A 25,150-nucleotide genomic window follows, 5' to 3' on the forward strand; every position below is an offset into this window, starting at 1 on the left:
ACTGAAAAGCAATAACGCTCCGGCGCTAACCCGGCTAGCCGTTTTGGTACCAGATTACCCAAAAAGATTGATACGATAACGCACGACGCTCCGACGCCTAACCACTCAATAGACCGATACGATACCGCAATATGCCTAAATTCGCATTCATCGTCCCGCCGCTAACCGGCCACATCAACCCGACGCTCAGCGTTGGCGCGGAGCTTCTGGCACTGGGCCATGAGGTCGCGTGGATCAGCCTCGACGAGCAGTTACAAGAGAAACTGCCCGTTGGCGGCCAGTTACTTGTGATCCGCTACGACCAGGACGATTCCGAGAAGCAGGCCAATGCCGAATACCTCGATATCATTACCAAAAAGAATGTGTACGGCATCGAGAGCATCAAATTTCTGTATGAAGAAGTACTCGTGCCGCTCAACCGCTACATGTTCGATGGCATTATGCAGCTCCTGCAAAACTGGCAGCCCGATGCGGTGATCAACGACCACCAGGTTTTTGCCGGCGGTATGGCCGCACATTTGCTCGACATTCCGTACGCGACGTCGGTAACCGCTCCGGCCGCCGTGAAAATGATGGAGGACTTGCCCAAAATCCATGAATGGGAAGTAAAACAGATCATCGGCCTGCAACAGGAGCTCGGTATCGAAGGTGATAAATCACTGGCGACCTCGGAGCTGCTGACGCTGGTCTTCACTTCGAGGGCGTTTTTTGGAGAAATGGAACTGCCGGATTATTACCGCTTTCCTGGCCCGGTGATCAGCAACCGCATTGCCGACATTCCATTTGATTGGGAAAAATTGAAGGCGCAAACCGTTCCAAAAATCCTGATCTCCATCGGTACCACGTTCGACCACCAGTTCAAAAAGGATTTCTTTTCCAAGGTGATCGAGGCATTTGGCGGCGGGGAGCTATTTGTGGTGGTGGTTTCGGACGAAACGCTGTTCGACTCCTGGCCTTCCAATTTTTTGGTACAACAACGCGTGCCCCAGCTCGAACTCCTGCCCCATCTCGATGGCGTAGTGTGCCACGCAGGCCATAATACCGTGTCGGAAGCATTATCTAACGGGTTACCGCTGGTGGTGATCCCTATTGCGTACGACCAGTCACACGTAGCGGGCCGCGTGGTCGCGAACGGGTGTGGGGTAAGGCTCAATTTCAACCGCTTTAAAGCACCGCACCTCAAAAATGCGGTCAACGATATATTAAACGATCCGGGTTACCGGCTCGCGGCGCGGCGCATCCAGGGCTCTTTCGAGCAGGCTGGCGGCACCCAAACCGCGGCGCAATGGCTGGATCAGATACCCGTAAAAGTCTTGCATAATGGCTAGATTCCTCTTTGTAGTACCTCCTTTTTTCGGACATATCAGTCCCACACTCAGCGTGGGGGCAAGCCTCATCGCCAATGGCCATGACGTGGCATGGACGGGCCTCATCCCCCTTGCCGACAAGCACATTCCCGAAGGCGGGCAATACATCCTTCCCGAAGCCGAACTTGCACCGTACCAGGAGGAGATCGCGCGCATCCTGAAACGCCAGGACGACGGTCCTTCGCTCTCCGGCCCCGAAGTGATGAAGCTCGCTTTGGAAGAAACCTATATTCCTTTCGCGCGCATCATGGTCCCGGGTGTATCGCGCGTGGCCGACGATTTCCAGCCGGATGTGATCGTGAACGACTGCATTACCTTCGCCGGCGCATTGGTAGCCCATCTCAAAGGTATTCCCTGTGTGACAACCACCCCGGTCCCGCCGGATGTCATGGGCGATACGGCCAACTCGGCTCCAAAAATTTTCGAATGGCAGCAGAACCTGATTAAAGGGCTGCAACGCGAGCTCGGCATTTATACCGACGAGTTTGTAATCCATTCCCATGAAATGAACATTGTGTTCACCTCCAAGGAATTTGCGGGTTTCCCGGAACCGGATGCACATATGAAGTTTGTAGGCCCGGTTAAAGGCCGGCCTAATGATACGCCGTTCGACTGGGAAAGGCTCGAAAAAGCCACTACGCCGAAAGTATTCGTATCGCTGGGTACTTTGCTGGTCGATATCCGCAAGGAGTTTTTCCTGAAACTGATCGAAGCATTCGGCAACGAACCGATTACGATCGTAGCTGCCACCGACCCGTCGGTGATTGAAGAATGGCCCGAAAACTTTATCGTACAGGGCTTTGTGCCTCAGGCGGATATCATTCCCAAAATGGATGCGGTGATCTGCCACGGCGGGTTCAATACGGTGAACGACACGTTCATGAACGGCCTGCCGATGCTCATTACCCCAATCGCCTACGACCATTTCCACACCGCCGCATTGATTGAAAATGCAGGCTGCGGGATCAAGGTAAGATACAAAAGGCTGCGTGTGGCCGATGTAAAAAACGCCATGCGGGAGCTGCTTGAAAACCCGCAGTACCGGACCGCCGCACAGCATATCCGCGACACGTTCAACGCGGCGGGCGGCAATGCCAAAGCCGTTTCATTGCTGGAAGATTTTGCGATCGCCAACCGCATCACCGAAACCGCCTAGCCGATGAAACGAAACCTGCTTTTCCTCGAAAGGGTGCTTTTCGGAGATGGTACTGAGCCGTTTCACGGTGTTTACGCATTGAAAATCAATGGCGAGATCGACCATGCGGGGCTTGTACATGCACTCGCCCGCTTGCAGGAAAAGTACGCCATGCTACGCACCGCCATTAGCATAGACGCACACGGTCGCCCCTATTTCCACACGCCGCCATCCCCGGCGCAAATTCCGCTCAGAATTGTAGAACGTACAAGCGATGACAACTGGAACCGCGAAACAGTGTATGAACTGGGGACTTCGTTCGATATTTCCAACGGCCCGCTCCTCCGCATTACCTGGGTACGCTCAGCCGAAGTGTCGGATCTCATCATGGCTTTTCACCATTGCATGTGCGACGGCGGTTCGGGCGTGGCATTGCTCTCCGACCTGCTCACATTGCTCGACGACCCGCAGGCAGATATCGGCAAAGCACCCGCGTTTAGAAGCATTCGGGAGTTGGTACCGGCTGAGATACTCGACAATAGCCGCAACCGATTCAAAGCAAAGCTTTCCGCTGCGCTAGTAAGTCTGGGGCTTTCATTAGGTTCTGTATTTATATCAACCAAAAGAAAACCCGCTTCCAGATCCAGCGACTATCTGATCAACTGGAAATTGGGTGTAGAGCAATCGAAAGCCCTATTTGCCCATTGTAAAAAGGAAGGGGTAACCGTCAACACGGCCATCGGGCTGGCATTGATGGAAGCATTCAAAGCGGTAAACGGTGCAGCATCGCACGGCAAAGCGACCTGCCCGGTGGATATCCGCCGCTATATGCCCGAGGTGAAGCGCGACATGCTGTTTTCGTACGGATTAGCTTTGAATATCAGTCTTCAACAATCCATTGGAACCGGTTTCTGGGAAAAAGCCAAAGCGCTCCAAACCCATGTTTCCAAACAGATGACGAAACTGAACCCTTATGAATTTACCATGATCATGGAGGCGTCACACGGCTCGGTGCATAAGCTGCGCCGGTTCCTGACCTATGCCAAAGTGGGCAACGACTTCATGTTTTCCAACATGGGCAAGCTCGACATTCCCGCACAATACCGGAACTTCACAATCGATACCATTTACAGTCCAACCGTAATTGGTCCCTTTGCGAACCCCAACACCATCATCACCACCACATTCAATGGCCGGATGGATTTCTCATTCGTTTCAAACGAGGCGTTCATGCCGCGGGATACCGCCATGCAAATCCGGGAAAAAGCCATGCAAATCCTTTTTGAAACCGTAGCCATACCCGGTTCCGTGCGCCTATGAAAAGAAGGTTGGGCTTTCTGGAAGCTTCCATGTATGCAGGCGCGGATACGCCTGTGAATGTCGTATTCCCGGTCAAAATCACGGGAGAGATCGAAGTAGCTGCATTGGTCGGCGCATTGCAGAAAATCCGGCAAAAACACCCTTTCCTGAATGTGACCATGGAAACCGATGCCAAAGGCATTCCCTGGTATGTGACATCCGGCTCAATATTGCCGATTCCGCTGCGGATCGTCGACAGGCTTTCGGAAGAAACCTGGATCGACGAGGCAGAAACGGAATGGGACACGCCCTTTAACCAGGCCAATCTCCCCCTGGCCCGGATTGCCTGGGTGCGTTCCAACGAGGTTTCGGAGCTGCTGGTGGTCTGCCACCATTGCATAGGCGACGCCACTTCCGCCATGACGATCATGCGCGAGCTGCTCGAATGCCTCGGCGATCCAACCACCGAACTACGCCCCTACCCGGCGTTTTCACCCGAAGCTTTGGTACCGGCGGCCGTCAGACGGAATATCCTCAACCGGCTCGCAGGCAAGACCATCGCGGGCATTACACGGCTCTTCCTATTAGCGGTTTCAGGCATGAAAGAAGTAGTAAAAGACCGTTTCTATACCATCCGCTGGAAGCTCAGCGAGGAGGAAACAACTACTTTACTTTCGGTTTGCAGGGAAAAAGGCATTCACCTCAACACCGCGCTGATCCTAGCATTCATGCGTGCTTTCGAGCGTGCGAGCAATGTGCGCACGAGCGGGCGGATGTTCGCGTCCGTGGATATGCGCCGGTTTTTACCTGAAATAGAGAAAGACCACTTGTTCCCGTTCCCCTCGATGGTAGGCCTCAAAACGCCCGGGGACAAGAACGGATTCCGGGAACAGGCTAACGCATTGAAAGCGAGCCTGCATAGGCAGCTCGAACAAACCGACGCGGCCCGATTACTCCTGTTCAGCGAGTACCTCGTGCCGCTTTATCCGCGCTCCATCAAGTATGCGAAAGCCGGAAAAGGCGGGCACGACTTCGCATTCGCCAATATAGGCCGCATACCGCTGAACGAAACTTACGGACAACTCGCGGTCGCCGAAGTGCATTGCCCGCTTTCAAGGTTTCCGATGGGCAATCCCTCGAAAGTGTCGGTATCGACATTCCGCGGCCGCATGGATTTCGCATTTCACTCCGAAGAAAAATATATTGCCCGCCAGGATGCCGAGTTCATCATCGGCACGGCGATGAAACTGCTTAAAAAGCATTTACCCGAAACTAAACCCCTCACTATCCTGGACTTGAAATGAACAGACAAATGATTGTCGGAGAGCGCATCATGTATGCCGATGGGCTCGCACCTGTTAATTGTGTTTTTGCGGCAACGATTGAAGGACATTTTTCCGAACAGCAGGTAGCAGCCGCGCTGGCGAAAATTCAAAACCGGCACCCTTTGTTACGCACGAATGTTAGAAAAAACGGGACAAATGTCCCTTCATTTGTGACCAATCCGGATATTTCTCCGATTCCTATTCACATCATTGAGCGGACATCCGACATCCAATGGGAAGAAATAAGTCTTTTGGAATGGGAAAAACAGTTTGACCTGACGAAAGGACCCGCAGCACGACTGGTTTGGCTGCAATCGGAAACGGTATCGGACCTGCTGCTCGTATGCCCGCATTGCGTCTGCGACGGCTCGGGTTTTGTCACGCTCATGCGTGAGCTCCTCCTCCTGCTCGACAACCCGGACATGGAACTCGAAGCCTATGAAGGTTTTCAATCGGTTCATTCCCTCGTTCCGATATCGATCCGCGACAGCCGGATGATCCATTGGAAAGGGAAGCTTTTCTCGGCATTGGCAAAAGGACTTTTCACCATCCTGAACCCCAAACCGGCACCGCGCACGGGGAATTACTACCTCCTTACAAACACACTCGACAAAGAGACAACCGCAGCACTCGTAAGAAAGTGTAAGGCCGAAAAAACCACCATCCAGGCCGCCTTATGCACGGCTTCGTTGCTCGCGCACCGGTCGGTGAAGGGAAAAGCATCATGGAACAAAGTCATTAGCCCGGTGGACATACGGCGCTACCTGCCTGCCATTGGCCGTGACCATCTGTTTGCGTTCGCACCCATTGTGGAACTTTCGCTCAGCAAGCAGGGCGAACCGGATGATTTCTGGGCCGAAGCCCGCAGGATGAAGCAGGCGCTTGTCGAAAAGACCGACCAGGTCAATGCAGCGGAAATGATGTTCATTACCGAGTATTTCCATGGCTCCACCGATGCTTTGCTCAGGCATATGCGTTCCACCAAAGGCAGTCACGACATTACGATTTCCAATATGGGTGTGCTGGATATCCCGGCTAGTTACAACAACTTCCGCGTCCGAGCCCTCCACAGCCCATCCGTAGGCTTCCCGTGGCGCAACCCTAACACCCTGGTCGTAAGCACATTTTCAGGCAAAATGGATCTCACCTTCTCCTCCCACGAAAGCTTCTTGTCCATCATCGACGCCGAGAAGATTTGCAGGGAGGCGATGTGGGTGTTGTTGGAAGGTATGCGGGTAGCAGCTACCCACCAAGCCTAATAGATATTTACCTAACTCTCAGAGTAATTTGTATTTTTGCTAAAACTCACGTTCCAACGCGGTGTTGCTGTACGATCCCGACAGACCATCGCTCACTGAAATTCATTCATTTAAATACTGCACATAATGAAACATTCAGGCGATACCGTCTCCAAACCGGTCGTAGGACGCGAGGCAGAAGCACTTTCGAAAGCTATTAAAACAGGCGGTTATCTCGCTAATGAACAGGCTTGGGCTACTATTCACAGGATTAGTGAACAGGTCAAAAACGAAAAATTAAACACACGGAAATAATGTCCTATCCCAAGTTCGCAGGGATAGATTTTTCTAAACACGACGTCGTTGAATTCAATCCAGCTCAAACGGAGGTAGGGGCTGGTTTTCGGTGTGGTAGGAGGTTAATGGACTGGGCAATGAAATATGTTATATCAGAATTGGTTCCAAGGCTCGGAATCCGCTTCCTGACCGTCGACGCATTGTTCGATGCCGACATGCCGGAAAAGCCATACGATGCGTCAGGATTTTACGCAAAACTGGGATTCAGGTATACAAATCCAGATGAACACTTACCGCCGCCAGATGGTTTTAGAACCATGTATTTTGACCTGATGCCTCTCATTCATCAAATCAATAAAATAAAAAATACTAACTAGCCCGATTCCCCTTCAGCAACATCGCCATCGCGTCGTCCAGCGAGCCGGCGCGGTTGACTTCACCGGAGTTGACGAAGAAGATTTCATCGGCGTTTTCGATGGTGTTGAGGCGGTGCGCGATGATCACTTGCGTGGTCGATTCGGGGAGCTGTTTCAGGATGTCGCCCAGGAGTTTTTCGGTGACGGTGTCGATGTTGGCAGTAGCTTCGTCGAGGATCAGGAGCTCGGGGCTGCGCAACACAGCGCGCATGAATGCGATGAGCTGCTTCTGACCCAAGCTCGTGCTGTCGGCGGTTGCCGAAACCTTCGTTTCCAATCCATCTTCGAACAATGCAAGTATTTCTCCCAGATTGGCGCTGCGGATCACCTGTTCCAGTTTCTCGTTGGAATAATCCTTCAACTGGTCGTTGCCGTAAAGGATATTCTCACGGATGGTACCGGAGAACAGGAACGGTTCCTGCAAAATGAAACCGATTTTCCGGCTCCTTTCCTCGGGAGAATAGGTGCGGATATCGCGGCCATCGAGCAACACCGTTCCCTCGCGCGGGTCGTACAGGCGCGCAATGAGCGAGGCCGTGGTGGTTTTCCCCCCGCCGGTCGGGCCGATCAGCGCGTACGTCTTGCCGCGTTCGAGTTTGAAATTGACCTGATGGAGGATCTCACGGCTATCGTATCCGAAACGCACATCGCGGAATTCCAGCAATGCACCATCGGCCTCGCGGGGCTTTTCAGCCACCGGGACAAGGTCGGTTTCCAATGCCAGTATCTGCGAAATGCGGTCCCAGCCGGCCATCGCCACCTGGAAACTCGTCCACAATGCCGCCAGTTGCCGCAGCGGGTTGTAAAAATTGACCGCATAGGCCAGGTAACTCACCAGTAACCCCACACTGAACTCCCCAATGCTGATCAGGTGTATGCCGTACGTAAGCACAACCAGTTGGGCAATATTGGAAAAGAAAGAATAGGTGGGCAAAAAGATGTTATTCGCCAGGCCCGCACGGATAGCCGTGCGGTAGTTTTCAAGGTTCGCCAACTGGAAACGCTGCCTGAAATAGTCGCGCCGGTTGAATGCGATCACCACTTTGAAATTGTTCAGGCTTTCCTGGATCTCGGCGCTGAGCGCACCGGTACTTTTGAGGTTTTTGGCATTGGTAGCCTTCACCCACGGCGAAAGTACGACGGTAAAAATCAGGATCAGCACCGCAGGTGCCAGCGCCGCCGAGCCCAGTTTGACATTAATAACTAACAAAAAAATCCCGGCACCAAGCATCGTAAAAATGCTCCCCACAAACTGCATGAGTGATTGCGAAAAGAACTGGTTCAGCTTATCGGTATCGTTATTGACGCGGGAAATCAGGTCACCTGCCTTGTTCTGGTTGAAAAACGCGACCGGAAGCTGCTGCAACTTGTTGAAAATGGCATTTCGGAGCGTAAATAGCAACCGCTGCCCGACGCCGCCCATCAGTTTGGTCTGGGTGTAGGCAGTGGCGAGCCCGAGCAAATACATCACCAGCAAAATAGCGCCGAAAACCAACAATCCGTGAAACTGCTTCGTGACCACGTACTGGTCGATGGCATGACCGATGAGGTAGGGTCCGAAGAGGTTCACAGCCGTATTCAATGTAATAGCACCCAACGCCAAAGCCAGGTTGCCCCGCTCGTGTGCGATCAGTTTCAGCAACTTTCTGAGCGCCTTCAACGTGGAGGTTTTCTGCTGCTCCTCCGAAATTTTGTTAAGATCGTAGTTCATAGTTGCTGGTACTTTGTTGCGAATTGAAAATCTGCACATATTCCGGGCTTGTCAGCATCAGCTCTTCATGTGTCCCGCTGCCGATGAGCTCACCCTCCATCAGCACCACAATCTGGTCGTAATGCTCAATGGCCGCGATTTTCTGCGTTACGGATATCAATGTGATGCCCGGATAATGCCGCTCCACATTCGCCAGGATCTTCTTTTCGGTGGTATTGTCGACCCGCGCGGTGAAATCGTCGAGCAGGAGCACTTTGGGATTCATCGCCAGTGCCCGTGCCAGCATAATGCGCTGCTTTTGCCCGCCGGAGAGGCTCGCGCCGCGTTCGGAAACGATGGTATCAAGGCCGTCGGGCAGGGTTTCGATAAAGGCGCTCAGTTCGGCGGTGTCAATCGCTTTTTGCAAAGATTCGTTCGTGACGGTTGTGCTGAACGCAATGTTTTCACGGATGCTCATATTAAAAATGATACTATCCTGAAAAACAAAACCCACCTGGCGGTGAAACGATTCGCTGTCGTAATAGTCGGTCGGACGCCCATCGAAGGTAATACTGCCCTCCTGCGGCTTGATGAGGCCGGTCAATAAATACAGGAGCTGCGTTTTGCCGGCCGCCGTGGGCCCGATCACCGCAATGCGCGAACCTGCATTCACGGAAAAGCTCACGTCCTTCAAAGCCGGCTTTTCGCCGTAGCGGACCGTTACGTGTTCCAATACGATATCCCCCCGCAGCGCTTCCGTGGAAGTCCCTCCTTCCACCGGATCGGCTACATTCAGAACAGTCGAGATCCGTTCGTAGGAAGCGGTAGCCTGCGCAATCACATTGCTCATGAAGCCAATGACGAGGATTGGAAAAATCAGGATGCCCAGGTAGCTGTTGAAGGCCGCGAAACTTCCCAATGTCATATCCCCCTCGATCACAAAATGCCCGCCGAGGACCAGGATCGTGAGCATGGAAAGGTTAGCGGTAAACTGAACCACCGGAATAAGCCCGGCAAAAAGGCTCAGAATCGCCAGCCCGAAACCTTTCGCTTTGGTATTTGCTTCCAGGAATTTGGCGTATTCAAGCTGCTGGGAGTTCACAACCCGGATCAGCGCGGAACCGAGGATGCTTTCGTTGATGATCTTGTTGAGCCAGTCGATTACCTCCCGGCTCTGTACAAACAACGTGCGGACTTTCTTTAAAGTAATGGCAAACATCCCCCCGATAATCGGGATAATAGCCAGCACCGTCAACGCCAGTTTCCAGTTAATACTCAGCAACAGCACACTCGCACCGATAATGAGAAATATCGACGAGACGATCGCCACAATAGCCTGTGACACAAACATTTTGATCGAATCGATATCCGCAGTAAGATTGGTAAGCAGCTTCGCCGCGGTCGTTTCTTCGATAAATGCGTGACTTTGTTTCGAAATTTTGTCCGCCAGCTTCGTCCGCAGGTCACGGGCTACTTTTTCGGAGGCGTACGTCTGGATAATGCTTTGCAGGTATGCAAAAACAAAAATAAAGATCACCGCGCCGGTGAACTCGATCAGGATGGCGTCGAGATCGAACTGCTGACGGGTGTAATCGTCCATCCCGTCGGCTACCAGCTTGGGGAGCCACAGGTTGACCCCGTTGCTCAGCAATGCAAACAGGAGAAGCATGACGATCAACCCCTTGTATGGAGCCAGTAAGCTGAATATGCCCGGTTGCTTGGGCTTTCCGGGATTGGCTTTTTCAGACATATGGGTTTAGCATTAAATACGGCGACAAATATAGCAAGGTATATTTTCGAATCACTCCCGGCCCCTGTGGTTAAATTTTGGTTAAATTCCCGCCCGTCTAAATCCAAACCACATCTGAATGAAACTTCTGAACCTTTTCTTACTGACATTTTCCGTTACCTGCGCGGCAATGGCCCAAAAAGCCAAACCGGCGCAAAACGCCCTTCCCAACATCATTTACATCTACGCCGACGACCTCGGTTACGGCGAACTCGGCTGCTACGGCCAGCAAAAGATCAAAACGCCCAACCTCGACCGGTTGGCCAAAGAGGGCATCCGCTTCACCCAGCACTACACAGGTACGCCCGTGTGTGCGCCCGCGCGTGCCATGCTCATGACGGGCAAGCACGCGGGGCATTCGGCAATCCGCGGAAATTTCGAGCTCGGCACATTCCGCGACGACGAGGAGCGCGGACAAATGCCGTTACCCGCCTCTGAACTCACCGTGGCCGAACTCCTGAAACAAAAAGGCTATGCGACTGCCCTCACCGGCAAATGGGGCATGGGCATGAACAATACCGAAGGCACTCCGAGCCGGCAAGGGTTCGATTACTACTACGGCTACCTCGACCAGAAACAGGCGCATAACCTCTACCCGTCGCATTTGTGGGAGAACGACCGCTGGGACACCCTGGCGCAGCCCTGGCAGGACGTCCACCGCAAACTGGACCCGGCCACAGCCACCGACGCCGACTTCGATACTTTCAAAGGCAAGGAATATGCACCGATAAAAATGACCGAAAAGGCGCTGGCATTTATCGACCGGAGCAAAGGCGGGCCGTTTTTCCTGTACATGCCTTACACGATCCCGCACGTATCACTGCAAGCACCCGACGAGTATGTCAAGAAATACATCGGGCAGTTCGACGAGAAGCCTTATTATGGCGAAAAAGGCTATGCATCCACCAAATATCCGCTTTCGACCTATGCGGCCATGGTCACTTTTCTGGACGATCAGGTAGGCATTATTTTGGATAAACTAAAAGCACTGGGTCTGGACGGGAATACGATTGTGATGTTCAGCAGCGACAATGGCACCACTTTCAATGGCGGTGTGAACCCGCAGTTTTTTAACAGCGTGGCCGGGCTGCGCGGCCTCAAAATGGACGTCTACGAAGGCGGTATCCGCGAACCGTTCATCGCCCGCTGGCCCGGAAAGATCAAGCCGGGCCGGGTAACCGACCACATCTCCGCCCAGTTTGATCTTTTAGCCACATTAGCGGACCTGACAGGCCAACCCGCCCCTCCTTCCGACGGCATTTCCTTTTTGCCCGAGCTATTAGGACAAACCAACAAGCAGCAAAAGCATCCATACCTCTATTTCGAATACCCCGAAAAAGGCGGCCAGATCGCCATCCGCATGGGTGATTGGAAGGGTGTTAAAACCGACCTGCGCAAAAATCCCGGCAGTCCGTGGCAGCTTTTCAACCTCCAAACCGACCGTAGCGAAACCACCGACCTCGCAGCGAAGCATCCGGATATTTTGAAAAAATTCGACGAAATTGTCAAAAAAGAGCACCAGGAGCCAGCGAATCCGGCGTGGCAATTTGTGCTGCCCGTCATAGCGGCTAGTAATAATTAATATGGCCTACACGGAATACCATCCTCATCCGGCGCTCGCGCCCTACATCGACGCCTACTGGAAAGTAACAGGCGATGACTCGCCCGTAGCTACCCAAACGATCCTGCCGGATGGCTGCGTCGATATTATCATGAACCTCGGCGACGACGAGCTTCCGGATGCGGATGGTTTCTTCATGAAAAACGAAAAAAGTTACCTGGTGGGGACAATGTCCCACGCCATTGAAACTGCCGTGTCGGCCCGGTCGCTGCTCATCGGTGTACGTTTTCGGCCTGCCGGATTTGCTGCATTTTATCAATATGAATCCATGCACATTTTCACCGATCAAACAGTCGAGTTTGACCCAATGCTCGCTCCGGACCTCCGCGCTGCGGAATCGGAGCCTAAACCTTACCTGGATCAGTTCTTCCTCCGCAGGCTACAAAACGGGGACCGCAGAATGATGTCGGTCATCACGGAAATTGAATCAAAAAACGGCCGGATCGACGTCGCTACACTGGCGGCGAATAGTTGCTTGACGATCCGCCAATTGCAGCGGACATTCAAACAGCATATCGGCCTCAGCCCCAAGGAATTCCTCAACATCATGCGTTTCCGGCACGCGTTGCAGCTCATCAAAACAGGTAAAAAGCAATCCCTGCTCGACATTGCACTCGAAACGGGTTATTACGACCACGCCCACCTCAGCAACGAAATCCGCAGGTATGCGGGCGTCACTCCTTCACTGCTCTGATTTTGTCGCATTTTTCCAAACAGCCTTCGCGGGACGGCTATTAGTTTTGTTGCATCATTCAACAAACATCCCATGGAACAACGACTCAGTGTACTTATGCTCGCTGCCGACGATCTTCCGGCGCTCCGCGATTTCTATACCCATGTCCTGGGCTGGGAAATTGAAGCGGCTAATCAGGATATCGCCTTTTTCAAATTGAACGGCATTTTGCTAGGCATGTTTGGACGGGAAGACCTCGCGAAATTCAACAATCGGGACCCGGAAGGAAGCGGCTTCCGCCCATTTAACATGGCTTTGATGGTCAATTCCCAGGCGGAGGTGGAAAGCATTTATAGCGAACTATCGGGTAAAGGTGTGGAAATCGTCCAGCCCATTACCGAACCGGATTTTGGGGGCTGTTATTTCCTGTTTGCCGACCCGGAAGGGAATATCTGGGAAATTTCAAACAATCCTTTTATATCTGTTGACCAGTCGGGCAACGTGCTCGGACATCAGCCGATCGCTCATCTCTAAAACTCAGCTAACAATGGCAAATTTCGCATACACCATCCTGTACGTCCGCGACGTAGCCGCAACCATCGAATTCTACGAGAATGCATTTGGCTTTCAAAGGAAATTTATCACGCCCGACGGCGATTACAGCGAGTTGATCACAGGCAACACTACCCTGTCATTTGCGCAAACCGACCTAGCCAAAACCAACGTCCCCGAAGGCTTCACGGAAAGCGATCCCGCTGCGAAGCCATTTGCATTCGAGATTGGATTTACAGTCGAAAATGTGGAGGAAGCATTTCAAAAGGCACTGAATGCCGGCGCGACGCTGGTATCGGAACCCAAAACCAAACCCTAGGGGCAGGTTGTATCCTATGTCCGCGACCTGAACGGGTTTCTGGTTGAGATTTGTACGGCAGTGAGCTGAATGACCGCCGACCGCCGACCGCCATTCTTCCGCTCCCCCATTGAAATTCACCGGCGGTTGCATTACATTGGGCAGTAATTGAAACATCATCACTCATTACTGCCAAGTATAATTTTCCCATGATCAACCAGGACTATGATCTGATCGTCATCGGCTCCGGGCCGGGCGGGTACACCGCGGCCATCCGGGCATCCCAATTAGGCTACAAAACAGCCATTATCGAAAAGTACAACGCCCTCGGCGGCACCTGCACCAATGTGGGCTGCATTCCCGCCAAGGCATTGCTCGACAGCTCCGAGCATTACCATGATGCCGAAACGCGCTTCGCAAATTTTGGTATTCAAATCAAGGGGCTTTCGGTGGATGTGAAGCAGTTCTTCGGACGCAAAAGCGAAGTGGTATCGCAAAATGTATCGGGCATCAATTTTCTCATGAAGAAAAACAAGATCGCCGTGATTTATGGTACCGCACGGTTCCTCTCCAACGACCGCATTACCGTGAAAGCGGCTGACGGTTCGGAGCAGGAGTACCAAAGCAAATACACGATCATCGCCACGGGTTCGAAGCCTATTTCACTGCCGAATGCGGCGATCGACAAAAAACGCATCATCTCTTCCACCGAGGCGCTGTCGCTGAATGAAATACCGGCCACCATGTCGGTGATCGGCGGCGGGGTAATTGGTGTGGAAATGGCGTCGGTATATGCACGGCTCGGCACCAAAGTGACGATCATCGAATATGCGGCCAACCTTGTGCCGACGATGGACAAGGAACTGACGACCGAACTGAAAAAGATCCTCACCAAGTCGGGGATCGACATCCTCCTCAGCCAGCGTGTCGATTCGGCCGTGAGCGACGGGAAGCAGGTGACAGTCAAATACACCGGCGCAGATCAGAAACAGCAGGAAATCACTACCGATTATTGCATGGTCGCGGTCGGCCGGAAACCTTACACCGACGGTTTGGGCCTTGAAAACACTTCCATCCAAAAGGACGACCGCGGCCGGATCGAAACCAATGCGACCTTCCAGACGACCGCACCCAATGTGTATGCGATCGGCGACGTCATCAAAGGGCCGATGCTTGCCCATAAGGCCGAAGATGAAGCGATTGCCGCGGTGGAAGGCATTCACGGCCATCCGCACCACATCAATTACGACCGCATTCCGGGTGTCGTGTACAGCTGGCCGGAAGTGGCGAGCGTGGGGCTAACCGAAGAGCAGCTCAAAGAGCAGGGCATTCCTTATAATAAAGGCAAGTTCCCGTTCTCGGCTAGTGGTCGCGGACGCGCAGCCGGCGACACGTCCGGTTTTGCCAAAGTGCTTTCCGATCCGAAATACGGCGAGGTACTGGGCGTACACATCATCGGCGCCCGTGCCGCCGACCTGATTGCCCAGGCCGTGACGATCATGGAATATGAAATCACGGATCTCGCATCGGCAACGATTTCCTACGCGCACCCGACGTATGCAGAGGCGCTGAAAGAGGCGTTTCTGACGGCCTCAGGGCGTGGTGCTTTAAATATGTAAGGTTTGTGTTGTTGTTACATGCCTACGGCATTGCCCCTCATGAATTTGAACTGTCTGCTACCAATGTTTCATCGCTAACGCGATTAAGCGTTCCGCCTAAAAGTGTCATTAGGCACGTAACATTGGTAGCCAGGCGTTCCGGAACGTGTGTTTCAAAATGCCCTAGGCATGTCACAACAACTACAATTTCGCCTTACGACTCCACTGGAAACGGCCCTTCCTCAAACTCCTCTTCGTGGTACCCCTTGCTGCCGATTTCGCGCGCAAGCTCGCTCCGGAAATCAGTGCCATTTCGTAAACTCCGGAGCACGTGGGTAAAATCATATTCCGGCTCCCACCCGAGGTCGCGACGCGCACGCTCATTCACATACACGCGGTCGATCTCGGAAAACAACTTCCAGCCTTGCACAGCAAAAAGTATTTCGCATTCGGGATAAAGCGTGCGGATCACCGCTGTTGCATCGGTGTGTAACTGTGCCAATTGCGAAGGCGTAAACGGCGTGGTCGCCGAGATAATGTATTTGCCGAAACCAATCGTTCCGGCTTTTTCCATGGCTAATAAATGCGCTGAAACGGCATCGGCAATGTCGACGCGGCGGTAGAGCAATTCCAGCGCCTGTACATTGGGCGTGTCGTACAACTTGCGGGTTTCGGCATTGTCATCGTCCTCGGGGAAGAAGCGCGACGTCCGCAGGATCAGCACCGGCAGCCCGCTTTTGCGATGAAACAATTCGCAGAGGCTTTCGGCGGCCAGCTTGGTGACGCTGTAAATGTTTTTAGGCTGCGGAACAACCTCTTCCGTAATCCATGCCGCGGGTGCTCCTTTCGCGGGGTTCATCGCCGAACCGAACGTGCTGGTGGTGCTGGTAAACAAAAAGGCCGACACATTTTGCAGCACTGCCTCTTCGAGCAGGTTGAGCGTGCCAGTGATATTGGTATCCACAAAATCCTGCTTGCTGTGTGTCGCGACATGCGGCTTGTGCAAAGTAGCAGTGTGCATGACGGTGCGGATGCCGCGCATCGCTGTGCTCACAAAATCCCTGTCTGCAATATCGCCTACCAGATCGGTATATGCCGAATGTTTAATATCAATGCCTGTGGCTGCTATGCCCCGGCTCCTGAGGGTACGCATAAGCGCCTCGCCCAAATGCCCGGCACTGCCTGTTACCAGAATACTCATGATTGTTTCAAACCTGTTTTCCGGCAAAGGTAGCAGTCCCGCATTTTGAAAAATATTGGGTTAGCCGATAAAAACATTGAAATTTGTGTATGGCTTATATCATTGATAATGAATCATACAGGGAAATCGCGGGCAGGAAGTTTCTTTCGCAGTCTTCGGTGGATACCTTCGAGCACGATGCGCCGCGGATACCTTTCGTGAACCATCGTGTGAAGAATACCTATTCCCGTAATTTCGGCATTATCCGTTTCCAGGCCGATTTTTTGCAGGATATGCAAATCCGCGGTATGAAAAGCGACCCGCACATCAGCCTGCATTTCCAACTCACAGGCCATTCCAACGCACATTTCCGCGATATTCCCGGCGAACACCCGCTTCGGCCGGCCGAGTACAATATTTATTATTCCGAAAATTTCGATTCGGACATCTTCTATAACCGGCAGAAAGGCTTTGAATACCTGGCTTTGATCCTGAAAAAGGAGCATTTGCTGCAATTCCTGCAACAAAACGGCAGTCCGGTAAAACAGCTGGAAAAGGCGCTGGAAAACGGGCGGCCGCTGGCGCTTTTCAGGAAAGCGGCACCGGTGAATGCCGAAATGCATTCGGTATTGCACCGCATATTGCATGCACCCGTGGCCGACGACCTTTCGGAAATGTACCTGAACGGCAAAATCCTGGAATTACTCGCCCTGCAATTGCAGCAGTACCGGCAGGAGCGGGACGCTATCAGTTTGCATTCGGGTACCAGTCAAGAGCTCTCCGAAATTTTCGATTACCTCAATACCCATTTCCTGACAGCCCATTCACTGGAAAACATTGCCCAAAACTCGCGTCTGACCGAACACCAGATCCGCGAGGGTTTCAAATTGAAATACAATACCACGGTATACGGGCTGATCCACGAGAAACGGATGTTGTACGCCCGCCAAATGCTGCTCGACGGCGGTATGACGGTCGATGAGGTGGCCAACGCCGTGGGATATTCCACCGGCAGCAACTTCATTCAGGCATTTAAGAGGAAGTTCGGCATTACGCCCAAGCAAATGCAGTTGCAGCGCAGCTCACGATAGCCCCAATCAGATCATCCATTTACGTTCGGTGGTAAATGAAATGGTAAGCCACATTTTATAATCCCCCCGGATGCGTTCGTACAGCTCCTGCCTCATCGCATCGAGCTCCTTCACCTGCGTATGCGCGAGTTCTTCGGGCAGCAAAAAGTCGATTTCAATGGTGTAGCTGCTGCCTGTTTTGGCAACGCGCACATATTCATCGATGAAGCCGTAATGCTTCGAGATCGCCTCGGCTTCCTGGTGAATTTTCTCTTCCACCTCGTCGTCGGGCGCGAATTGGAGCAACTCCCTAATATTTTTCCAAAACGTCCTTACCGGAATGCGCAGGAAAAGGATAGAAATGACAATCACCATCCCCGGATCGAGGTACGGAATCAGGTAGGCCATGGACGTATCCCGCAGAAAATACCCCAACGACAGCACCACGAGTACGCCGGTACTCAACAGGGCATCGAGCTGCCACTCGGTGGCTTCGATGCGCACATATTCCGAACGGATTTGCAGCGCTTTCCGGCGGAAATACAACCAGAGCAAAAAACAGCCGATAATGGAGGCTATCAGATAAGGTAATGCAATGTCGAGCTCGACCAGCTTTCCGCCGCCGATGATGTCCATTACCGACGTCGCGAGCGAATACAAACAAAGGAAAATGATCACCGCCGATTGCAGCGTCATGGAAAACGGCTCGAATTGCGCGCGTCCGAAAGGCAGGTCGTCATCGTCGGGCTTACGGACGAAGTTGTTCACCAGCAGCGACACCCCCGACAGGCTGATCCCGACCATCGAAAAAAGGGCGTCGAAAATAATGGATTTGGAATCACCGGCTATACCGACGATAATGGCCCAGATCGTAAAAGCCGAACCGGTAATGATCGAAAGCTTGATCAGCCGTCGCTCCCTGAGCCGTTTTTGTCTCTCATTCATAAAGCCGGGCAAACGCAGGATACCACGCGATCGCTCTGAATAAGTTAGAAATACCTTTAACGGAAAGCAAGTTCCGGGAGAGGTATTACCATTTTGTAAAATAGCAGCGCTGCGGCCATCGCTCTGCCCTATTTCCAATCATTTTCCTGCACGACCAACGCCGAACTGGTCGCCCGCGCGTACCGGCTTGTTCCCCACAAACTGGACTTCCACCATTTTCTCGCTGGCCACATTATTATGAAACTCATCCTCCAACGTGGTGATGATTTTACGGGTTTTGACGTCAATCACCTCCCCGCTCGACGGGTATGCATACCGGCCGTCCATGCTGAATGTCACCCAGCCCGGCATATCCTGTACCGGGATCGTGGTGAGCTGCTGATAAGGCGGTTTTGCACTGAAAACGTGCATCCGCATATTGTGCCCGTCGCAGAGCCATAGTTCCGTCTCGTCGGGCGTGAGGCCAATGCCATGGCTGGGGTTACCATGCCGCCGCACAGGGCCGCGCTCCCACCCTTCTACTTCGATATGCGCAATTTTGGTACCCTTTTGAATGTCGCCTACCTCAAAGCCCAGCAGACTGTCGACCGTAATGTAAGCCCGCGATTCGTCGGCGGTGATGGTGAATGGCCGTACGTAATTGGCGAATGGGCCTACCTTCCGGGTGAGCTCATGTGTTTTCGGGTCGGCGATATGCAGCCAAGGGCTCGCGATGTCGCCCATGTACACCGCATTTCCCGAAGCACCGTAAATCGTATTATGTGCCCTTTTATGCACGGTGATCTTTTTGATAATATCCCCCGTTTCGCAACTGACCACATTCCAGAACCCTTTTTCGAGGGACGGCAGGTACATCGTGCGGCCGTCGGGCGAGATTGCCATCCGGTCGCAGCCGCCTTCAAATGCCTTTTCCCAAACGATCTTTTCTGTCGTAAGATCGATCCGTTGCAATCCTTCGATCGTGCTCACGAAAATGCTGTTCAGCGGCAGGCTCACCGCCACACCTTTCACATTGGAAGGCTTGCCATTCGGGTGCATACCGCGGGTAGCGATCCTTTTCACGAACCGGTGATGGTTGTCCATATCAAAAACCAGCAACCCGTGCCCGCCGTAACCGAGGTAATCCCTGATACCGGGCGTCGCTACGTACAGGTAGCGCTTCGCACCCGCGGATTTGCCTGCTTTAGGTGCCTGCTGCGCAATACCCGCGTGTGTGAGTGCGATTTGAAGTAAACTCAACCAGATACAGATCCTTTTCATATTTATCTGCAAAATTTATGAAACAGAGGGGAGCTTATAGCCATTATGGTATTCCTTGGCGATCAGCTTATTGGCATCATCATCCGTAAACTTCCCTTTTTCCTTATCCCAATAAATCTTCTTGCCCGTGCGGTAAGCGATGTTACCCATTTGCGAGAACACGGCGATGTCCGAACCCACCTGAATAGGCGCGTGCAGATCGATCATTTTTCTAGATTTGATTACTTCAATGAAATTCTGCGCGTGCAGATCGAGCCCGTTATCTACTGATTTTTGGAATGCCACGGCTTCCATACGCTTCCCTTCGGGAATCACCTCCCAGCCATCGCGGTTCAGTACCAGCGTTCCGTTGTTACCGATAAAGGCGATGCCGTGCCCGCGCGCATACGGACCGCCATCAATACCCATGGCATGCTCCCACTGGATGTTAAACTCGTCGAATTCGAATACGGTGGTGAGGGTATCGGGCGTTTCGGCGCCGGAATCCTGGTTGGCAAATTTGCCTCCGGCCGCCATAATGCTGTTGGGCGTGGCGGATTTCATTCCCAGCAATGCATAATCCAGCAAATGCACACCCCAGTCGGTCATCAACCCGCCCGCGTAATCCCAGAACCACCGGAAATTGAAGTGGAAGCGATTGGGGTTAAAGGGCCTGTTCTGCGCCGGACCGAGCCAGCTTTTATAGTCCACACCCGCAGGCGGAGTGCCGTCCGGCAGTTTACTGATCGGGTTCACCCACGCAAAGTAGCCCCACACTTTCACCAGCCTGATTTTCCCCAGCTTGCCGGAATGCACAAAATCGATCGCGTCGCGGAAGTGCTTCTGGCTGCGCTGCCACTGCCCCACCTGCACTACGCGATTGTAGCGCTGCTGAGCGGCTACCATCGCGCGGCATTCGGCAATAGAGTTGCCAATAGGTTTTTCTACATAAATATCCTTCCCCGCCTGGCAGGCTTCAACCATCATGAGGCAATGCCAATGGTCGGGCGTGCCTATCACCACGGCGTCGACGTCCTTATCAGCCAGCAGCTGCCGGTAATCACCATAAGTTTTCACTTTCGCTCCGCCCTTGGCCAATTCCGCGGCGCGCTTATCGAGCACATTTTTGTCTACGTCACAGAGTGCCACGCATTCCGTACCCGGATTTTTAAGAATGGCATTCAAGTCAGCCCAGCCCATTCCGTTAATACCAATGGCGCCGATGCGGATCTTGTCGGCAGCCGAAACCGGCGCGAAAGCAGAAACAGAAGAAGGTATAATGGCCGAAAGGCCGGCTCCTGCGGCGAGGGCGGAGGCAGTGCCAAGAAAGTCACGTCGTGAATGGCTCATAGGTCGGTTCAGGTTGGTTACTTTTTAAAAGTGACCCGCCAACCGATATTACCCATTGTGTGGCAAAGGAACGCCGGCGACGTCAAGCGTTATGTGTTCACGCCACCGGCAAAAGACATTAGAAGGGGTTACGTGGAGTTGTAATAATGCTGTGAATCAACCTGTCCAGCTCTTTCTCCATATCTTTCAGGCGAGCGAGAACGTCGATATCACGCGTCGCAGCGTAGGAATTTTGTAAATCCCTGACTTCCTTGATCCGAAGTGCAAAACTGAGGAGCGTCATGAGTTTGTTGAATTGGTGTTTCAGAATAGGATGGCAAAGTAAATGTGAATCCGGCGCTTGTACACCGGGGTTATGCGATTATAATAAAAATCTAATCCCTACTGTACGATAATGTCCTTTCGGGATATTCCGCTGTCTTTCCGGGCTAACCTGCTTCCAACCGGGGAAACTAATTTTGCATCATCCAAACACAGAAACACCTCGGCTGGACGGTTACTGAAATCAACCGGCCGCTATCAAGTCAATCACTTAAAACAGATTCGGATCATGAAAAAGAGCTTAATAGGAATCGTAGTTGCGATGGCAGTCTTTTTTACCGCTTGCAGCACGGGTTACAAGCATCTGAAAACTTCGAAGGAAACCGGCTTCTCAGTCCGGAATTACCAGACTTTCGACCTTCAATATACCTTCCCCGAGGGAGCCGACACGCTTGCGCCGCATTTCGCTGAAAGCAAGCAGCTGGCTACTAAAATCATCACGGGCGATATGGCGGAAAGAGGGCTCGTAAAAAGCGAGCGTCCCGAACTGATGGTGAACTTGTCGGTGCAATTGCAGGAAAAAACGCAGACACGCACCACCGACTTCCGGACGGACGGCCTGCCAAGATACATGGGCCAGCGACGCTACTCCTGGAAGAGCGAGGAGATTGAGGTAGGAAAGTACCAGGAGGGCACGCTGATCCTCGACATCATCGACACTAAAAACGACAAGCTCGTGTGGCGGAGCGGCGTGAAGGGCATTTTACCCGAGAATACCGCAAAAGCAGAAGCCGGCCTCACGGCGGCGGTCAACGAGCTGCTGGGTAAGCTGCAATAGCGCACTTCCCAGGGAATTCAGGCCCGGACACCCGATAGGTGCTCCGGGCTTTTTGCTTTTGCATATATTTATGCGTCGGTCGGCCCAAATCTCCCCGACCTGCATGGGTTATGCCTGCTTCAAAACCGCTTACGATCACGTACAAGAATGACGATCAATGGTTTGCCCAGATCGGCCCGCAGCTACATGCCACTTTGGATGACGACTCCCTCACCTTCGACAACGAAATCGGTAAAGGTGACTTCTACCGGGTAAATATCGATCAGGGGTTGCGCGTGAGGCGGGTAGTCGTTCAATTTCACAAACCGGTGATATTCAAACGAAAGATTACGCATGATCCTGGGTATTATGTACTTGTTTCAAACCTCAGCGAGCAGTACCTCGAAACCCGCACCGGTGAGCAGCAGTTCAACCTCGGCTATGGAACTGAAAACGGCCTGTATTTCAGCTCGCCCCAGCTCACAGCCTCCTACTCCTTCGAGCCTGGCGTGCAGTACCACCTTATTTTTATCGTACTGACCTACGAGAGGATCCATGATTTCATTTCACGCCAGCCCGAAACGCAGCAGCCGTTACTGCGTTCTTTCGCCGACGCCGACAAGCCGGTTTACCATGTCGAATGCCTCGATAGCTATTCGTTGAACCTGTTGAAAGAAATGGACAGGCAAATGCACGACAGGCGCGGGAACAACCTGCTCATTCATTCGCGCTGCCTGGAACTTTGTCATCATGTACTTCAAAAGGTCGAGGAACGAAGATCCCGGAAAGCTCAGGCGGCTCCTATACACCCGTTGGACGTACTGAAACTGAACGAGATCCGCCGCTCATTGCTGGAAGAATACCAACAACCCTGCCCGCCCCTGCACGCCGCGGCGCAACGAGCACTGATGTCGCCAACGAAGTTCAAAAACCTTTTCAAACAGCTGTTCGGGCACACCTATTATCAGTTCTACAAAAATGTGCGGATGCACAAGGCTCGCGAATTGCTGCTTACCGAAAAAATGAACGCTTCGGAAGTAGGTTATCTGCTTGGCTACAATAACCTGAGTAAATTTACCAAGGCATTCAAGGACGCATTCGCCGTGACGCCGGGCAGCGTGACGCCGCTCACTCCAACATTCAGCCCGCCTTCATCGATTTAAAACGCCGGTCGTCGATTAGGCTTTGAAAGCGACGCGAGAAGCACATTATGTTTGGAAAAAAGCCAAACTTGCCATGTTCACGTCTGTTCTCAAAGCCTTGCTCATACACCCCAACCCGCTTGAACGAGAAGCACTCACAGCCTGGTTCTGCCAACATATGCAGCTCGAAGTTATCGGCCGGGCGTGCTGCCCCGCCCAGCTTACGGACGTACCTCCCGACGCCACGCTCCTGGTCATCTTTGATTATGGCTCCGACAACCTTCCTGCAAAAATTGCAACCATCAATCAGAAAAACCCGCAATTGAAAATCCTTATTTACAGCACTGCACAGACCACTTCGCGTGTGCGGGAGCTCATATGCGCCGGAGTCCACGGCTGCCTCGACGTCACTTCCGACATTCACGAATCTTACGAAGCGGTCACGGCCATACGAAAAGGTCGGGTTTTCTACGGACAGCATATTATCGGCCGTCTCGTCAATGCATTTGAAACTGTGGCAGATTTAATGACCAAGCATCCGACACAAACTGCCCTCAGTACCCGCGAAAAGGAAATCCTGGCCCTCGTCGCCCGCGAGTACTCCACCTCCCGCATTGCCTCGAAATTGTTCATCAGCATTAAAACCGTCGAAACACACCGACGTAACCTTTTTCAGAAGTTGCAGGTAAAGAATGTGGTGGGGCTGACAAAAGCGGCGCTGCGGATGGGCGTGTTGGGATGAAGGTTGCTTGGTAACCAGGCTCGGCCGTTTGCACATTTGGGTCTCATAAGTAGCGACTTGGCAGAAAAATTTCCGTAAATTTGAATTAACATGTTCACCCCCCTTCCCATCAGAACAGGGCGCTTAGGGTGAACTTTTTGCATTTATAGGCATATGCTAAGAACACACTATTCAAAACCGGCCCTTAGTTTTTGCCAACAGATTCAACAACTCATTACCAGGGGACTTATCATAAAAGATTCCGGCAAGGCGCTCCATCTGCTCAAAAATATAAGCTACTATCGTTTAAGTGGATACTGGTATCCGCTTCTCGCTGATAAGAAAACACATTTGTTTAAGTCCGGCGCCAGATTTGAAGATGCTTTCAGGCTCTATTGTTTTGACCGCGAGCTCAGAGCCGTAATCATTTCCGAGCTTGAAAAAATAGAAATTGCCGTCCGGGCCAGAATCATTCATGTCCTTTCCGAAAACGCCGGTGCGTTTGGCTATTTAGACCCTAATATCTACAAGCACCCTCAAAAATTCCTGGACCTCATAGAACCAAAAGTATCGGAAGAGTTTTTACGGAGCGATGAGGAATTCATTCGCGCGTTTCGAATGAATTATCACAACAAACTTCCTCCCGCATGGATGGCAATCGAAATCATGTCATTTGGTACCCTATCTAAACTCTTCTCGCATTTGAAAGCTGGAAAAAATAAGCGGGAAATTGCCAATCATTTTGGACTTGCCGAAACTGTCTTTGAAAATTGGCTGCATTGTATGGTGTATCTTCGAAACATCTGCGCACATCATTCCTGACTTTGGAACCGCGCGCTTAGCATTAAACCGCAACTACCACAATCGCCCAAGCAAGCATATGTCCAGGTTAGAAATATCAAAAGTGATCGCACTTACTTTTCGTTGGTAATGATCCGGTACCTTCTTCAAACTGTGAGTCCGAAATCAAGCTTTGTACCAAGGCTCAAATCCTTGCTATTCAAATATGATCATGTCGACATCAGGGCAATGGGATTCCCGTCAAACTGGATGCAAGACCCCTTCTGGCAATAGCCAATAAAAAACCCGGAGCCAAGTATCAGCACCTTGGCGTCCGGGTAGAAATC

23 protein-coding genes are annotated in these 25,150 nt (G+C 52.3%); 16 read left to right on the top strand and 7 right to left on the bottom strand.

The window, feature by feature from the left end:
* Positions 1-131: 131 nt before the first annotated feature.
* From CLV60_RS16620 to CLV60_RS16645, 6 genes are all read left to right on the top strand, one after another.
* Positions 132-1,328: a glycosyltransferase gene (locus CLV60_RS16620; RefSeq protein ID WP_106596487.1), complete on the top strand. Its 1,197-nt coding sequence runs from the start codon at positions 132-134 to the stop codon at positions 1,326-1,328.
* Positions 1,321-2,523 carry a glycosyltransferase gene (locus CLV60_RS16625; RefSeq protein ID WP_106596488.1) on the top strand — a complete coding sequence of 401 codons (1,203 nt, stop codon included), beginning with the start codon at positions 1,321-1,323 and terminating at the stop codon, positions 2,521-2,523. Before CLV60_RS16620 ends, CLV60_RS16625 begins: the two co-directional genes overlap by 8 nt.
* Before the next feature lie 3 nt (positions 2,524-2,526).
* Positions 2,527-3,822 carry a condensation domain-containing protein gene (locus CLV60_RS16630; protein WP_106596489.1) on the top strand — a complete coding sequence of 432 codons (1,296 nt, stop codon included), beginning with the start codon at positions 2,527-2,529 and terminating at the stop codon, positions 3,820-3,822.
* Positions 3,819-5,105 (top strand): condensation domain-containing protein, encoded by a 1,287-nt coding sequence (locus tag CLV60_RS16635; protein WP_106596490.1) that lies wholly within the window; start codon positions 3,819-3,821, stop codon positions 5,103-5,105. The genes CLV60_RS16630 and CLV60_RS16635 overlap by 4 nt, the downstream gene beginning before the upstream one ends.
* Positions 5,102-6,385 (top strand): condensation domain-containing protein, encoded by a 1,284-nt coding sequence (locus tag CLV60_RS16640; RefSeq protein WP_106596491.1) that lies wholly within the window; start codon positions 5,102-5,104, stop codon positions 6,383-6,385. The genes CLV60_RS16635 and CLV60_RS16640 overlap by 4 nt, the downstream gene beginning before the upstream one ends.
* A 293-nt stretch (positions 6,386-6,678) precedes the next feature.
* The gene (locus CLV60_RS16645; protein WP_106596492.1) at positions 6,679-7,038 is read left to right on the top strand and encodes a GNAT family N-acetyltransferase; all 360 of its coding nucleotides are present in this window, start codon (positions 6,679-6,681) and stop codon (positions 7,036-7,038) included.
* Here CLV60_RS16645 and CLV60_RS16650 read toward each other — a convergent pair.
* Positions 7,031-8,788 carry an ABC transporter ATP-binding protein gene (locus CLV60_RS16650; protein WP_106596493.1) on the bottom strand — a complete coding sequence of 586 codons (1,758 nt, stop codon included), beginning with the start codon at positions 8,786-8,788 and terminating at the stop codon, positions 7,031-7,033. The genes CLV60_RS16645 and CLV60_RS16650 overlap by 8 nt on opposite strands.
* A complete protein-coding gene (locus CLV60_RS16655) occupies positions 8,772-10,517 on the bottom strand; it encodes an ABC transporter ATP-binding protein (protein WP_106596494.1) in 1,746 nt (581 codons plus the stop codon). Before CLV60_RS16655 ends, CLV60_RS16650 begins: the two co-directional genes overlap by 17 nt.
* A 118-nt stretch (positions 10,518-10,635) precedes the next feature.
* Here CLV60_RS16655 and CLV60_RS16660 point away from each other — a divergent pair, with 118 nt between their 5' ends.
* From CLV60_RS16660 to lpdA, 5 genes are all read left to right on the top strand, one after another.
* Positions 10,636-12,138, top strand: coding sequence for an arylsulfatase (locus CLV60_RS16660; protein ID WP_106596495.1), 1,503 nt, complete (start codon positions 10,636-10,638; stop codon positions 12,136-12,138).
* A gap of 1 nt (position 12,139) precedes the next feature.
* Positions 12,140-12,871 (top strand): helix-turn-helix domain-containing protein, encoded by a 732-nt coding sequence (locus tag CLV60_RS16665; RefSeq protein ID WP_106596496.1) that lies wholly within the window; start codon positions 12,140-12,142, stop codon positions 12,869-12,871.
* Positions 12,872-12,943: 72 nt separating this feature from the next.
* On the top strand, positions 12,944-13,384 hold the full coding sequence (locus tag CLV60_RS16670; RefSeq protein WP_106596497.1) for a VOC family protein: 441 nt from the start codon (positions 12,944-12,946) through the stop codon (positions 13,382-13,384).
* Positions 13,385-13,397: 13 nt separating this feature from the next.
* Positions 13,398-13,721, top strand: a complete 324-nt coding sequence (locus CLV60_RS16675; protein ID WP_211302245.1) for a VOC family protein — start codon at positions 13,398-13,400, stop codon at positions 13,719-13,721.
* Positions 13,722-13,909: 188 nt separating this feature from the next.
* A complete protein-coding gene (gene lpdA / locus CLV60_RS16680; RefSeq protein ID WP_106596498.1) occupies positions 13,910-15,319 on the top strand; it encodes a dihydrolipoyl dehydrogenase in 1,410 nt (469 codons plus the stop codon).
* Positions 15,320-15,512: 193 nt separating this feature from the next.
* Here the strand turns inward: lpdA and CLV60_RS16685 are convergent, their stop codons facing one another.
* Positions 15,513-16,499 (bottom strand): NAD-dependent epimerase/dehydratase family protein, encoded by a 987-nt coding sequence (locus CLV60_RS16685; RefSeq protein ID WP_106596563.1) that lies wholly within the window; start codon positions 16,497-16,499, stop codon positions 15,513-15,515.
* Positions 16,500-16,588: 89 nt separating this feature from the next.
* Here CLV60_RS16685 and CLV60_RS16690 point away from each other — a divergent pair, with 89 nt between their 5' ends.
* Positions 16,589-17,569, top strand: a complete 981-nt coding sequence (locus CLV60_RS16690) for a helix-turn-helix transcriptional regulator (protein ID WP_106596499.1) — start codon at positions 16,589-16,591, stop codon at positions 17,567-17,569.
* Between the two features lie 6 nt (positions 17,570-17,575).
* Here the strand turns inward: CLV60_RS16690 and CLV60_RS16695 are convergent, their stop codons facing one another.
* The 4 genes from CLV60_RS16695 to CLV60_RS34260 all read right to left on the bottom strand — a co-directional run bounded on the left by CLV60_RS16695 (position 17,576) and on the right by CLV60_RS34260 (position 21,365).
* The gene (locus CLV60_RS16695) at positions 17,576-18,493 is read right to left on the bottom strand and encodes a cation diffusion facilitator family transporter (RefSeq protein WP_106596564.1); all 918 of its coding nucleotides are present in this window, start codon (positions 18,491-18,493) and stop codon (positions 17,576-17,578) included.
* Between the two features lie 138 nt (positions 18,494-18,631).
* Positions 18,632-19,753 (bottom strand): YncE family protein, encoded by a 1,122-nt coding sequence (locus CLV60_RS16700; RefSeq protein ID WP_106596500.1) that lies wholly within the window; start codon positions 19,751-19,753, stop codon positions 18,632-18,634.
* Positions 19,754-19,768: 15 nt separating this feature from the next.
* Complete coding sequence (locus tag CLV60_RS16705; RefSeq protein WP_106596501.1) at positions 19,769-21,082, bottom strand: Gfo/Idh/MocA family protein; 1,314 nt, start codon at positions 21,080-21,082, stop codon at positions 19,769-19,771.
* Between the two features lie 118 nt (positions 21,083-21,200).
* A complete protein-coding gene (locus CLV60_RS34260; protein ID WP_170118790.1) occupies positions 21,201-21,365 on the bottom strand; it encodes a hypothetical protein in 165 nt (54 codons plus the stop codon).
* 267 nt (positions 21,366-21,632) lie between these two features.
* Between CLV60_RS34260 and CLV60_RS16710 the strand changes: the two genes are divergently transcribed.
* From CLV60_RS16710 to CLV60_RS16725, 4 genes are all read left to right on the top strand, one after another.
* Positions 21,633-22,181, top strand: a complete 549-nt coding sequence (locus tag CLV60_RS16710) for a DUF4136 domain-containing protein (protein ID WP_170118791.1) — start codon at positions 21,633-21,635, stop codon at positions 22,179-22,181.
* A 110-nt stretch (positions 22,182-22,291) separates the two neighbouring features.
* Positions 22,292-23,323 carry a helix-turn-helix domain-containing protein gene (locus CLV60_RS16715; RefSeq protein ID WP_106596503.1) on the top strand — a complete coding sequence of 344 codons (1,032 nt, stop codon included), beginning with the start codon at positions 22,292-22,294 and terminating at the stop codon, positions 23,321-23,323.
* A 73-nt stretch (positions 23,324-23,396) separates the two neighbouring features.
* The gene (locus CLV60_RS34705) at positions 23,397-24,044 is read left to right on the top strand and encodes a response regulator transcription factor (RefSeq protein WP_229211003.1); all 648 of its coding nucleotides are present in this window, start codon (positions 23,397-23,399) and stop codon (positions 24,042-24,044) included.
* 153 nt (positions 24,045-24,197) lie between these two features.
* The gene (locus CLV60_RS16725) at positions 24,198-24,845 is read left to right on the top strand and encodes an Abi family protein (protein WP_211302246.1); all 648 of its coding nucleotides are present in this window, start codon (positions 24,198-24,200) and stop codon (positions 24,843-24,845) included.
* The last annotated feature ends 305 nt before the right edge of the window (positions 24,846-25,150 follow it).

Source organism: Dyadobacter jiangsuensis (assembly GCF_003014695.1).
GTDB lineage: Bacteria > Bacteroidota > Bacteroidia > Cytophagales > Spirosomataceae > Dyadobacter > Dyadobacter jiangsuensis.

Coding starts and splice junctions, on each gene's coding strand:
- CLV60_RS16695 (WP_106596564.1), bottom strand. CDS start 18,493: ATGAATGAGAGACAAAAACGGCTCAGGGAGCGACGGCTGATCAAGCTT.
- lpdA (WP_106596498.1), top strand. CDS start 13,910: ATGATCAACCAGGACTATGATCTGATCGTCATCGGCTCCGGGCCGGGC.
- CLV60_RS16705 (WP_106596501.1), bottom strand. CDS start 21,082: ATGAGCCATTCACGACGTGACTTTCTTGGCACTGCCTCCGCCCTCGCC.
- CLV60_RS16655 (WP_106596494.1), bottom strand. CDS start 10,517: ATGTCTGAAAAAGCCAATCCCGGAAAGCCCAAGCAACCGGGCATATTC.
- CLV60_RS16635 (WP_106596490.1), top strand. CDS start 3,819: ATGAAAAGAAGGTTGGGCTTTCTGGAAGCTTCCATGTATGCAGGCGCG.
- CLV60_RS16685 (WP_106596563.1), bottom strand. CDS start 16,499: ATGAGTATTCTGGTAACAGGCAGTGCCGGGCATTTGGGCGAGGCGCTT.
- CLV60_RS16645 (WP_106596492.1), top strand. CDS start 6,679: ATGTCCTATCCCAAGTTCGCAGGGATAGATTTTTCTAAACACGACGTC.
- CLV60_RS16670 (WP_106596497.1), top strand. CDS start 12,944: ATGGAACAACGACTCAGTGTACTTATGCTCGCTGCCGACGATCTTCCG.
- CLV60_RS16710 (WP_170118791.1), top strand. CDS start 21,633: ATGAAAAAGAGCTTAATAGGAATCGTAGTTGCGATGGCAGTCTTTTTT.
- CLV60_RS16660 (WP_106596495.1), top strand. CDS start 10,636: ATGAAACTTCTGAACCTTTTCTTACTGACATTTTCCGTTACCTGCGCG.
- CLV60_RS16690 (WP_106596499.1), top strand. CDS start 16,589: ATGGCTTATATCATTGATAATGAATCATACAGGGAAATCGCGGGCAGG.
- CLV60_RS16640 (WP_106596491.1), top strand. CDS start 5,102: ATGAACAGACAAATGATTGTCGGAGAGCGCATCATGTATGCCGATGGG.
- CLV60_RS16715 (WP_106596503.1), top strand. CDS start 22,292: ATGCCTGCTTCAAAACCGCTTACGATCACGTACAAGAATGACGATCAA.
- CLV60_RS16625 (WP_106596488.1), top strand. CDS start 1,321: ATGGCTAGATTCCTCTTTGTAGTACCTCCTTTTTTCGGACATATCAGT.
- CLV60_RS16700 (WP_106596500.1), bottom strand. CDS start 19,753: ATGAAAAGGATCTGTATCTGGTTGAGTTTACTTCAAATCGCACTCACA.
- CLV60_RS16665 (WP_106596496.1), top strand. CDS start 12,140: ATGGCCTACACGGAATACCATCCTCATCCGGCGCTCGCGCCCTACATC.
- CLV60_RS16675 (WP_211302245.1), top strand. CDS start 13,398: ATGGCAAATTTCGCATACACCATCCTGTACGTCCGCGACGTAGCCGCA.
- CLV60_RS16620 (WP_106596487.1), top strand. CDS start 132: ATGCCTAAATTCGCATTCATCGTCCCGCCGCTAACCGGCCACATCAAC.
- CLV60_RS16725 (WP_211302246.1), top strand. CDS start 24,198: ATGCTAAGAACACACTATTCAAAACCGGCCCTTAGTTTTTGCCAACAG.
- CLV60_RS34260 (WP_170118790.1), bottom strand. CDS start 21,365: ATGACGCTCCTCAGTTTTGCACTTCGGATCAAGGAAGTCAGGGATTTA.
- CLV60_RS16630 (WP_106596489.1), top strand. CDS start 2,527: ATGAAACGAAACCTGCTTTTCCTCGAAAGGGTGCTTTTCGGAGATGGT.
- CLV60_RS16650 (WP_106596493.1), bottom strand. CDS start 8,788: ATGAACTACGATCTTAACAAAATTTCGGAGGAGCAGCAGAAAACCTCC.
- CLV60_RS34705 (WP_229211003.1), top strand. CDS start 23,397: ATGTTCACGTCTGTTCTCAAAGCCTTGCTCATACACCCCAACCCGCTT.